This window comes from Meiothermus luteus (assembly GCF_003574085.1).
In the GTDB taxonomy this organism is placed as follows: Bacteria; Deinococcota; Deinococci; order Deinococcales; family Thermaceae; genus Meiothermus; species Meiothermus luteus.
In genome coordinates, this window is sequence record NZ_QWKZ01000090.1 from 1 (window position 1) to 10,951 (window position 10,951).

8 protein-coding genes and 1 pseudogene are annotated in these 10,951 nt (G+C 65.1%); 5 read left to right on the forward strand and 4 right to left on the reverse strand.

The features are described 5' to 3' along the window. Positions 1-143: 143 nt before the first annotated feature. Positions 144-2,465, reverse strand: a complete 2,322-nt coding sequence (locus Mlute_RS11865) for a S8 family peptidase (protein ID WP_119360844.1) — start codon at positions 2,463-2,465, stop codon at positions 144-146. 44 nt (positions 2,466-2,509) lie between these two features. Further along, complete coding sequence (locus Mlute_RS11870) at positions 2,510-3,676, reverse strand: MFS transporter (RefSeq protein ID WP_119360845.1); 1,167 nt, start codon at positions 3,674-3,676, stop codon at positions 2,510-2,512. Between the two features lie 124 nt (positions 3,677-3,800). Here Mlute_RS11870 and tig point away from each other — a divergent pair, with 124 nt between their 5' ends. The 4 genes from tig (at position 3,801) to Mlute_RS11890 (ending at position 9,222) form a co-directional block, all read left to right on the forward strand. Then, positions 3,801-5,015 carry a trigger factor gene (tig, locus tag Mlute_RS11875; RefSeq protein WP_119360846.1) on the forward strand — a complete coding sequence of 405 codons (1,215 nt, stop codon included), beginning with the start codon at positions 3,801-3,803 and terminating at the stop codon, positions 5,013-5,015. A 268-nt stretch (positions 5,016-5,283) separates the two neighbouring features. Further along, a complete protein-coding gene (locus Mlute_RS11880) occupies positions 5,284-7,554 on the forward strand; it encodes a 3-hydroxyacyl-CoA dehydrogenase/enoyl-CoA hydratase family protein (protein ID WP_119360847.1) in 2,271 nt (756 codons plus the stop codon). Positions 7,555-7,564: 10 nt separating this feature from the next. Beyond that, positions 7,565-8,047: a DUF4442 domain-containing protein gene (locus tag Mlute_RS11885; protein ID WP_245958955.1), complete on the forward strand. Its 483-nt coding sequence runs from the start codon at positions 7,565-7,567 to the stop codon at positions 8,045-8,047. Positions 8,048-8,049: 2 nt separating this feature from the next. Further along, on the forward strand, positions 8,050-9,222 hold the full coding sequence (locus Mlute_RS11890; RefSeq protein WP_119360849.1) for a thiolase family protein: 1,173 nt from the start codon (positions 8,050-8,052) through the stop codon (positions 9,220-9,222). Here Mlute_RS11890 and Mlute_RS11895 read toward each other — a convergent pair. After that, the gene (locus Mlute_RS11895; RefSeq protein WP_119360850.1) at positions 9,219-9,542 is read right to left on the reverse strand and encodes a winged helix-turn-helix transcriptional regulator; all 324 of its coding nucleotides are present in this window, start codon (positions 9,540-9,542) and stop codon (positions 9,219-9,221) included. The two genes, Mlute_RS11890 and Mlute_RS11895, sit on opposite strands and share 4 nt — an antisense overlap. A 54-nt stretch (positions 9,543-9,596) precedes the next feature. Beyond that, complete coding sequence (locus Mlute_RS11900) at positions 9,597-10,307, reverse strand: metallophosphoesterase family protein (protein WP_119360851.1); 711 nt, start codon at positions 10,305-10,307, stop codon at positions 9,597-9,599. 113 nt (positions 10,308-10,420) lie between these two features. On the opposite strand from Mlute_RS11900, the pseudogene Mlute_RS11905 reads away from it, so the two are divergent. Continuing rightward, positions 10,421-10,951: pseudogene (locus Mlute_RS11905) on the forward strand (apolipoprotein N-acyltransferase); the annotation flags it as partial.

A 10,951-nucleotide genomic window follows, 5' to 3' on the forward strand; every position in this document is an offset into this window, starting at 1 on the left:
ATGAGGGTCTCTGCGTCAAGATGGTAGGTCAGCCAAAGGCTACGTTCTGGGGGTGCTCACGGTCTTGTGGCATAGCACCCCCTCTTTTTTCACACCCTGGGGGGACAGATCAAGTAGCACACGAAGGCATTAGACAAGCTTACTTACCGTGGGGTATCTTCGCGGGCCGGGTAGCCCATCTGCCGGAGCCACTTCTCGCGGGTCAGGGTGGTGGAGAGGACGGGCTCTAAGGTGATGTCCACCCCGCTTCTATCCGGCATCACCGTGGCGATGTTGCCGTTTACGCGGTACCAGCCAAAGAGGTCGCCCTCGTCCTGGGTGCCGTTGTTGTTCACATCCTTCCAGGCCGAGATGCGGTAGCCCACCAGGCCGGTGGTCGAGAGGTTGGTGCGGCTGTAGGGGGCCTGGGTGCCGGTCTGGTTGATGACCACCGGATTGAAGTCCAGCCATAGGCTCAGGGTGGGGCTCTCGCGCAGCACCGCGTCAAAGTAAATCCGGGTGCCTTGCACGTTCTGGGCGGGCGGGGGGGTGGTGGGGGGCTGCACCACGGTCAGGGTGATGCGGGTCTCGCCCTGCACGGTCTGGCCGCCCACGCTGGCGCTGCCGCTGACCACCAGGGTATAGGTGCCGGGGGTGCTGCCGGCTGGGAGGGTCAGGGTGGTGCTGTTGCCCGCCACGGGGCTGGCGGGGCTAAAGCTAGGGGTGGTGCCGTTGGGCTGCCCGCTTATACTCAGGTCCACCGGCTCGCTAAAGTTGATGCGGCTGATGCCGATGGTCACGTTGGCGCTCGCACCGGTGTTGAGGGTGAGGGCGTTGGGGCTGGCCGAGAGCACCAGCGAGCGAGGGGGCGGGGTGTTCAGACGGGCCAGGGCAGCCTGCGCGTCTATCAGCCCCGCGCCGCACTCGAGGCCGCTGGGCCGGTTGCACTGGGCGGCGCTCAGGGGCCGGGCGGTTTCCTTCAGGATGGAGAGCCCTTCGGCGGCGCTCAGGGTAGGCTTTTTGCTCTTCATCAGGGCCAGCAGGCCGGCCACGTGGGGCGCCGCCATCGAGGTGCCCGCCTTGCCCCCGTACTGCCCGTTGCCCAGGGTGCTTACCACTTGCTGTCCGGAAGGTTCACCGCCGGGGGCCATCAGGTCAATCCGGGTGCCGTAGTTGGAGTACGAGGCCCGGTGGCCCATGGCATTGGTCGCGCCCACCGTGATCACCCCACTGCACCCGGCCGGGCTGAAGGTGCTGGCGTCCACGTTGGCGTTGCCCGCCGCCACCACGATGATGGCGCCGGCGTTGTTTGCCTCGTTGATGGCCTGTTGTAGTACAGGGGCGTTGGTACAAGCCACCGGCCCTCCCAGCGACATATTAATCACGCCAGCAGGGTTCGCGTTGGCCGGAACGCCGGGCACGTTCAGTCCTGCGGCCCATCTCAGAGCATCGGCCACGTCGGCCAGGGTGCCGCTGCCCCCACTCAAGGCCCGGACGGGCAGGATTCTGGCCCCCCAGGAGACCCCGGCCACCCCCAGGCTGTTGTTGGTGGCGGCGCCCACCGTGCCGGTGACGTGGTTGCCGTGAAAGTCGGTGCTGGGGGCGGTGTCCTCGGGGTTGGGGTCGCGCCCATCGCCGTCGCCAGCGTCGGCAGCGTTGGAATAAAAGTCGTAGCCCGATAGGAGCTTCCCGGCCAGGTCGGGGTGGCCCGCCACCACGCCCCCATCAATCACCGCCACCGTGACCGGATGGGAAGCGCCGGTTTCGATGTCCCAGGCGCCCGGTAGCTGGATGGCCTCGTAGTGCCAGCGCTGGTTGGGGTACTGGGGGTCGTTGGGGGTGGCCTGGGCAAAGAGGATGTAGTTGGGGTGCGCATACTCCACATCGCTGCGGCTTTGCAGGGCCTGTAAGGCGGCCAGGGTGTCGGCGCGGCGCAGGTTGGCGCGGTAGAGGTAGGTGCGCTCGGTGCCCAGCGGCCTCGCCTGCTGGAGCTCCACCCCCAAAACCGAAAGCCTATTGAGCGATTGCAGGCTGACCTGGGGCTTGAACTTCACGATGAACTCGCCCTCCACAAACGGGGCTGTGAGGTCGGCACTTTGCAAAGAGGTTTGCAGGGCGATGCGAACCGTTCCGCTGATGACCCCGCTGCCAGGAGGGGGAGGGGAGGGGGGCTCGAGCACCGTGACCCTCACCGAGGCGCTCTTGCTGGGGTCGGCCACGCTGCGGGCGGTGATGGTCGCCGTTCCGGCGGACGCTCCGCGCACCACCCCGTTGTTTACGGAAGCGATGCTGGGGTTGCTGCTGTTCCAGGTGACCTCGGTGTTCGGGCTGCCGCTTACCCGAGCCACAACGGTGCGCTCCTGGCCTATATCTAGAGCAAACTCAGTGCTGGGCTCGAGGGCGACGTTGATGTTTTCGGCCGGAGGGCTTGGGGAGGAGCAGGCGGTTATCAAGAAGACCAGCAAGCTAGGCCAGCGGCTGCGCATGCCTAAAGCCTACCCTGTGGGCCGCTTTGGGCTGTGAGGGCTAGCTAAAGGGGTCTTTCCCGTACCAGGGGAAGGTAGCCCAGAAGGGCCAGGAAGAGGAGCCCGCTCCACAGGAGCAGGGCGGTGCTGTACCCCCAGGCCAGCGCCACCCCCAGCCCCCACTGCAGCAGGAATACCCCGATGAACCCCAGAAAGTTGATGGCGGTCACGGCCCGGCCGGTGAGGGCGGTGGGGAAGCTCAGCCGGGCCTGGGCCAGGCTCAGGATGTTGAAGGCTCCGGTGAAGCCCATCAGGAGGTAGACCAGGTAGAGCAGAGGGAGGGGCATCTGAGGCCAGAGGGCCAGGAGCAAAGGCCCCAGGGCGAAGCCCAGGCTGGCCGCCAGGAGTACGCGAGAAAGCCCCAGCCGGTCGGCCAGGGCTCCGCTCAGCAGGTATCCGAGGACCGCGGCCAAGGAGAAAGCGAACAGCAAGGCGCCCACCTCGAGCCCCCCCATGCCCCGGGCCTTATAGAGGAAGTCCCCACCCCATAGGGTCTGCCAGGCTAGGAAGCCGCCTCCTAGGACGAAATTTAGGGCTCCTATCCGCCAGAAAACCCCACTTTTCCAGATAACCCCAGCCCCCTCCTGGGGCTTGCTTTGGGGCAGGGGGGTTCCTTTGGGGGTATTTTGGACCCCTAGGGCCACCGTGAGCGCCACCAGTACGATGACCAGAGCCCCCCACTCAAAAACCCCCCGCCAGCCGATCTGTTCCTTGAGCCAGGCCAGCGGCGAGGAGGCGGCGATGGCTCCCGAGGCCCCCAGGGCCACGTAGAGCCCGCTCACGCTGGCGTAGCGCGAGGAGGGGAACCAAAGGGAGAAGGCCTTTAGGGCCCCCATCAGGGCGGCCGCGAAGCCCACCCCCAAAAGGGCCCGGCCCAGCGAGAGGGCAGCAAAGCTCTGGGCGGAGGCGAACACCAGGGCCCCCACCGCTCCGAGCAGCATCAGGGTGGGGTGCACAAAACGGGGGCCGAACCGATCCAGCAGCCCGCCCAAGGGGAGCTGGACCAGGGCAAAGGTCAGGTAGAAGAGGCTGGTCATCAGCCCAAGCTCGGCCGAGGTAAGCCCCAGGTCGCGCCTCAGGTCGGGGGAGATGACCGCATTGGTCGCACGAAAAAAGTAGGAGAGAAAGTAGGCCAGCAGGAGTACCAAAAAGACCCGGACGGCGGCGGACATGCGCCCCCATCTTACTTGCTTTTTTGCAGGTGGGGTAAAGGCGGTTTCTGGGGTTACGAAAAGCGCCGGGAGCAGTGTAGACTATGTGCTTGGCGACCCCAGGCGGTCGAGCTCGAGGTGTGTCGTGGCTGAAATTCTTGAACGCGAAGGGTACCGGGTTAGGGTGAGGGTTGAGGTGCCCGCTACCCGGGTGGAGCAGGCCTACCAGTCGGTGCTAAAGGGTTACGCCCAGCGGGTGCACCTCCCTGGATTCCGGCCGGGCAAGGCCCCGGCTAAGGTGGTGGAGGCCCGGATTGGCCGGGAATCCCTCCTAGAGGAGGTGAAGGAGCGCCTGCGGGAGGAGACCTTTTCAGAAGCGGCGCAGGAGCTTTCCTTGCTGCCGGTGGGGGTGCGGCTCTTAGAGGAGCAGCTTTCCTTCGGCGAGCCCTACGTCTACACCCTGGAGGTGGAGAACTACCCCGAGGTCAAGCTGCCCGACTGGCGGGGCTTCAGGCTCGAGGTAGAAACCCCCCAGGTTACCGAGGAGGTGCTGAACCGGGCTTTGGATGAGCTCCGCCAGCGCTACGCGGAGCTGGTGGCGGTGGAGCGGGAGGTCCAGGAGAAGGACCATGTGATCGTGGAGACCGAGGACGGCAGCCGCTTCCCGGTGATCATGGAAAGCGCCCAGCCCCACGTGCGCGAGGTGTTGTTGGGTAAGCGGGCAGGGGAAGAGGTACTGGTTCCGGTGAAGGACGGCGACACGGTGCTGCGGGAAATCAAGACCAAAATTCTGGAGGTCAAGGCCCTGCAGCTACCCGAGCTGGACGATGAGTTCGCTAAGACCGCTGGGGAGGACAGCTTGGAGGCCCTTACGGAGAAGGTTCGTCGGAGCCTTCAGGAGCGCTTTGCCCAGGAGGCCCAGAACCTTCGGGCCAACCAGTTTTTGGACAAGCTGGCCGAGGCCATTGAGGTGGAGATTCCCCCCTCTATGCAGGTCCGAGAGGAACAACACCTGCTTGGAAGCCTGGCCGAGGAGCTGCAGGAGCGGCGGATTGGGCTTGAGGACTACCTGGCCTCGCTGCGCCAGCAGGGTAAGCTCGAGGAGTTCACCCAAAGCCTTCGCGAAAACGCGACCAAGCGCCTGCGCCGGTCTTTGGCGGTGGAGGCCTTGGCCGAGGAGCTCAAGACCGAGCTCAGCCCGGAGGAGTTTGAAGCCTACCTAGCCGACCTGGCCCGGGCCTACCGCACCACCCCTACGGCCCTGAAGGAGGAGCTGGGCCGGGAAGCTCTGGCCCGCCTGCGGGTGCAGCGCCTGCACGACAAGGCTCTGCAGGAAGCCCTGGCCCAGCTCCGGGGTTAGGACCTTAGCGCGGTCAAGACGTGGCCGGCTGTCCGTGGCCGATTGGGAGATAAACATTCCTTGGCCCGGTGGCCGGCCTTTCTTACGAGGGTAGCTCCCTAACAAAGCCCTCCTGAGTGTAGGAAGAGACTCTTGCGGTGCTTTGGGTGGGGTGGCTGCTGGTCTTGCCCTAATTGCTGAAGCGTTGGCTGGGTACGGCTGCTGGACAGGAGGGGCGGTTGCGTTATAAACTTTGACTCAGTATAAAAATATGCACCAAGGAGGCCCAATGCGTATCAAGAAAGTAGGTGTGGTGGGTTCGGGGACCATGGGAGGCGCCATCGCTGCGCTGGCCGCCTCGGCGGGGGTACCGGTGGTTATGCTTGACTTGCCGGGAAAAGAGGACAAGCTCGAGCTGGTCAAAAAGGGCCTCGAGCGACAACTCAAAAGCAAGCCCGCGAGCTTTATGGACAAGGGCCGGGCGGCCCTTATTGAGCTGGGCACCACCGAGGAGCTGGAGAAGCTAAAGGACTGCGACTGGATCGTGGAGGTGATCATCGAGAAGCCCGAGCCCAAGCAGGAGCTTTTCGCCCGCTTGGAGGCTTTGGGTACAAAGGCCATCGTGAGCTCCAACACCTCCGGGATTCCCATGAAAACCCTCCTGGAGGGCCGGGGCGAGGCCTTCCGCAGGCGCTTCCTGGGTACCCACTTCTTCGCGCCGGTGCGCTACTTGCACCTTCTGGAGCTCATTCCGACCCCCGAGACCGACGCGGCGGTGCTGGAGGCCATGCGCCGCTTTGGCGAGCGCATCCTGGGCAAGGGCACCGTAATCTGCAAGGACGCCCCCGGTTTCATCGCCAACCGGCTAGGGGTCTACGGGATGTCCCAGGCCATGCGCCTGATGATGGAGGAGGGCCTCACCATTGACGAGGTGGACGCCCTCACCGGCCCCCTGGTGGGCCGCCCCAAGAGCGCCACCTTCCGCACCGGCGACATCTCCGGCCTGGACGTGCTGAAGCTGGTTTCCACCGAGCTTTCCCAGACCACCGGGGAAAACTTCGCCATGCCCGAGTGGGTGGAGGGGCTGATTGCCCAGGGCAACCTAGGGGAGAAGACCGGGGCCGGCTTCTACAAGAAGGTGGGCAAGGACATCTACACCTACGACTACCAGACCGGTGAGTACCTCCCCCAGCAAAAGCTGCGCCTGGACGAAATCGCCGCCATCAAAGACCTGCCCCTGGCCGAGCGGCTCAGAAGGGTGGGCGAGCTGCCCGGAAAATACGGCGCCTTTGCTAAAAAGCTCTTCCTCACCACCGCCCACTACACCCTGCAGAAGGCGGAGGAAATTGCCTACGACATCGTCTCCATAGACCGTGCGCTGGAGTGGGGCTTCGCCTGGGAGCAGGGGCCCTTCAAGAACATGGACGCGGTAGGCCTAGACTATCTCCGCCAGGGCTTCGCCGAGCTGGGCCTGCCCGAGCCTGAACTATTGAAGAAAGCCCAGGGCAGCTTCTACAAGAACGGGACGTACCTCGGCTTTGACGGGCAGTACCACCCCATTCCCAAGGAGGAAGGGGTGATCCGGCTGGCCCAGGTGAAAAGCGAGGGCAAGACCCTCCTGGAGGGCAAGGAGTATGCCCTGCTGGACCTGGGCGACGGGGTGGCCCTCTTTGAGAACCGGGCCAAGATGGGCACCTGGGGCGAGGGCTCCATCTCGGGGCTGCACAAGGCCCTGGACTGGGTGGAGGCCAACGGCTACGCCGGGCTGGTGCTGGGCGGTGAGGACCCCCGCACCTTTAGCGCCGGGGCCAACCTGGCCCTGGTGCTGATGGCCGCGCAAGAAGGGGCCTGGGACGACCTCGAGCTCGCCACCCGCCGCTTCCAGCAGACCTCCATGCGCCTGCGCCGCTCCCCGTTCCCAGTGGTGGCCGCTCCCTTTGGCCTTACGCTGGGGGGCGGGGCCGAGTTCAGCCTGCACGCCAGCGCCATCCAGGCCCATTTGGCGTTGGGCGTGGGCCTCCTTCCGGGTGGGGGCGGCACCAAGGAGATGCTCTTCCGCTTCACCCGCGAACTCTCGGCCTACGGCCCGGAGATAGACCTGTTTGAAGGGGTTAAGCGGGCCTTCCAGCTCATCATGCTGGCCCAGACCTCCACCAGCGCCCTCGAGGCCCGCAACATGGGCTTCTTGCGCCAGAGTGACGGCATCAGCATGAACCGCGACCGCCTGATCGCCGACGCCAAGCGCCGGGTGCTGTTCATGGCCCCCGATTTTGTGCCCGAGCCGCCCATGCGCGTCCGGGCCCTGGGCAACCAGGCCCTGGGCAACCTGCGCTACGCCCTGTGGCAGTTCCACGAGGCCCGCCAGGCCAGCGAGCACGATGTGTTCATCGGCAACCAGGTGGCCTACGTGCTCTGCGGGGGCGACGGCCCGCCCCGCGAGGTGAGCGAGCAGGACATCCTGGACCTGGAGCGCGAGGGCTTCCTCAAGCTCTTGGGCACCAAGAAGACCCAGGAGCGCATCGCTTACACCCTCAAGACCGGGAAACCCCTGCGCAACTAGGGGGTGGGTGGTGTCGCCCTTCCCGAGGCCCAAGGCCGAGTCCTGGCAGAGCCGCCTATGGCGCTGGGGCTTCAACCTCTTCCCGGCCTACCGCGGCACCGGCGGACGGGTGGTCTACATCGCCCCGGACTGGCGGGAGGTACATGTGGCCCTGCCCCTTAGCTGGCGCACCCGCAACTACGTGGGCACCCTCTTTGGCGGCAGCATGTACGGCGCGATTGACCCCATCTACATGCTGATGCTGATCCACAACCTGGGGCCGGGCTACGTGGTGTGGGACAAGGCGGCCACCATCCGCTTCCGCAAGCCTGGGAGGACCACGCTTTACGCCCGCTTTGTCCTCAGTGAGGACGAGCTCCAGACCATCCGCCGCCTGGCCTGTGAGCTGCCCTCGCTGGACCGGGTTTACCCAGTGGAGTTGGTGGACCGCTTGGGGGTGGTCTACGCTAGCTTTGAGAAGACCCTGTATGTAAGGAAGGCTAAAAAGGAGTGAAGATGAGGGAAGCTGTTATCGTCAGTGCGGTTCGCAGCGCGGTCGCGCGGGGAAAGAGCGACGGCTCTTTGGCCACCGTGCACCCTGTTGACCTTTCGGCTGCGGTGATGAAGGCCGCGGTGGAAAAGGTTGGGATAGACCCCGCCATCGTTGAAGACATTCAGTGGGGCTGCGCTATGCCTGAGGCCAGCCAGGGCCTCAACATAGCCCGGCTCTCCATGCTGCGGGCAGGGTTTCCTGTGGAGGTGACCGCCGCTACCATCAACCGTTTCTGCTCCTCGGGCCTCCAGAGCGTGGCCTACGCAGCCCAGGCCATCCTCTCGGGCATGAACGAGGTAGTGCTGGCCGGGGGGGTGGAGATGATGAGCCGGGTGCCCATGTCCGGCTACCACACCGAGCTCCATCCCGAACTGACTGAGGCCTATATCGGCATGGGCTTCACCGCCGAGCGGGTGGCTGAACGCTGGGGCGTGAGCCGCGAAGACCAGGATGCCTGGGCCCTGCGCAGCCACCAGAAGGCGCTGGAGGCCCAGGCCCGGGGAGCCTTTGAGGGCCAGATTGTGCCCATCCCGGTAAAAAAGGTGCATTGGAAGGGCAGCAAGAAACAGGTGGAGGAAACCCTCTTCGCCAAAGACGAGCTGCCCCGGGCCGATACCTCTTTGGAGCGCCTGGCCAAGCTCAAGCCGGCCTTCAAAGAAGGGGGTACGGTGACCGCCGGGAACGCCTCACCCTACTCTGATGGGGCAGCTGCCCTGCTGGTGATGAGCGCCGAGAGGGCCCGGGAGCTGGGCCTGAAGCCGCTGGCCCGCTTTGTCTCTTTTGCTACCGGCGGAGTTGACCCGGACATCATGGGCGTAGGGCCCATCAAGGCGGTGCCCAAGGCCCTGGCCAAGGCCGGGATTCGGCTGGAGGACCTGAAGCTCATTGAGTTCAACGAGGCCTTCGCCGCCCAGGTGCTGGCGGTGATGCGGGAGCTTGGGATGAACCCCGAGGTGGTGAATGTGAACGGAGGGGCCATCGCTTTGGGCCATCCGCTCGGTGCCACTGGGGCCAAGCTCACCACCCAGCTCATCCACGAACTCGCAAAGCGCGGGGGCGGGTTGGGGATGGTGACCATGTGCATCGGCGGCGGGATGGGGGCGGCGGGAATTTTTGAGGTTTACCCCAGCGCCTAGGGAGCCTGCCTCGGATGGTGGCCTAGGCTGGCCTCCCACGCGGCCAGGGCCTCCAGGGCTGGTTGCAGGCCCTGGCCATAGGGCGTGAGCGCGTAGTCTACCCTAGGGGGCACCTCGGGGTGCTCGGTGCGCCGGATAAGCCCGAACTCCTCGAGCTCCTTGAGCCTTAGGGAAAGGCTGCGGGGGGGTAGGGCGGTGGCTTGCTGAAGGGCCCCAAAGCGCAGGGGGCCGTTGCGCAGCGAGCGTAGAATGGTGTACACGCCGCGCTGACCCAGGAGCTCCAGGAGGGCCTCCAGGGAGGGCCCTTTGTTTTTGGTCATAGGCTACAATTTATACCCTTTTTCGCCTTGAGAGTTTCGCTGAGGCTACAAAGCCTACTGGGGAAAGCGCCCCTGTCGCACCACCTCGATAAGCACCTCGGGTAGCTCCCAGGCGGCGAGGTCAAAGGCCACCTGCCCGTAGTCGTAGGGGAGCTTGAGGAAGCGGTGCAGCAGTTCCCCATGGATGTCGTCTTCCAGGATCAGCACGTCCGCTCCGGGCTCTCCACCCAGGCTGAGCCCCACCGATCCCGGGTCAAAGACCACCCCTTTGTGCACCGTTCGGCGAAAGGGGATGTGTTTTCCCGCCACCACCGCGTAGCGCGAACGGATGCGCTCCAGCATCCCAAGGATTTCCTGAGGGTGAGCTTCGTTCAGGTCTATCTTTTGCTCGGGATCTTCGGGTGAACCGTGGAAGGCCATGAGGCGGCCTCCGAGGGTTTCGCAGCGGTGGCGCGAGCGCAGGTTTCGCAGGAAGCTCACCTCCCGCTCGCTGAGCTGTTCGCGCGTCCAGGCGATGGTCACCTCGGCGATACCCTCACGGCGGTGGGTCGGAAGGGGATAGGCCACCCGCAGGTCGGCCGCCCCAGGAACGCAGGGGATACCCTCCCGGTCTAGTTTGCGAATGACCTGGCGGGGGTGGGGCCCGTAGCCCACCAGGTCCCCCACCGCCAGTACCTGCTCTATCCCTTCTTTGCGCAAGGCTTCCAAGGCGGCCTCGAGGGCCGGCAGGTTGGCGTGAATTTCGGCGATAATTCCCAGGCGCATGGTTGTTAGCCATTCTGCCACGAAAGCCCATTCCGCTATCGCTCATATCTACGCCGGAGCAGCCCGCACCATCCTGTGGTGCACTGGGGGTGGGGGTCGTTTATGCTTGGGCCGTGCGTTTTTGGCTTCCACTGCTCCTAGGAGGGGGTCTGGCCCTCTGCCTTCCCCCAAGCCCCCTGGGCTTTCTAGCACCCTTGCCCTTGGCGGGCCTGCTGGCTCGAGGGGGCTTCGGCTTTGGGTTTTGGGCTGGGGTGGGGTTCTGGGGGGTACACCTGGTCTGGCTTCCCTGGAGCTTTGTGCTGCTCTTTGAGACCCCCTGGGGGGCGGTGCCTTACCTGCCCTTGGTTCTGGTCAAGGCGGTCCTTTGGGGCGGGGTGTTCGGCCTCACACGGGGTCGGCCGCTGGCTCGAGCCGGGCTATGGGTGCTGCAGGAGTACCTTACCTCTTTGGGCGAGCTGGCCTTTCCCTGGGGATTCCTAGGCTACGCCCTGGTGGAGGCCCCAGGACGGATGCTGGCCGCTTTGGGAGGGGTTTATCTGCTCTCTTTGGTGGTGCTGGGGGTTGCGCTAGGCCTGCTCTGCTGGGGAGGGCGCTTTTGGGCCGAGGGGGTGGTTTTCTCCCGAGCGGGGCTTGGGCTCTTGGGG

Bases quoted from the DNA above. Each gene is read 5' to 3' on its own strand.
- Mlute_RS11865 (WP_119360844.1), bottom strand. From the start codon at position 2,465: ATGCGCAGCCGCTGGCCTAGCTTGCTGGTCTTCTTGATAACCGCCTGC.
- Mlute_RS11870 (WP_119360845.1), bottom strand. From the start codon at position 3,676: ATGTCCGCCGCCGTCCGGGTCTTTTTGGTACTCCTGCTGGCCTACTTT.
- Mlute_RS11880 (WP_119360847.1), top strand. From the start codon at position 5,284: ATGCGTATCAAGAAAGTAGGTGTGGTGGGTTCGGGGACCATGGGAGGC.
- Mlute_RS11890 (WP_119360849.1), top strand. From the start codon at position 8,050: ATGAGGGAAGCTGTTATCGTCAGTGCGGTTCGCAGCGCGGTCGCGCGG.
- Mlute_RS11895 (WP_119360850.1), bottom strand. From the start codon at position 9,542: ATGACCAAAAACAAAGGGCCCTCCCTGGAGGCCCTCCTGGAGCTCCTG.
- Mlute_RS11900 (WP_119360851.1), bottom strand. From the start codon at position 10,307: ATGCGCCTGGGAATTATCGCCGAAATTCACGCCAACCTGCCGGCCCTC.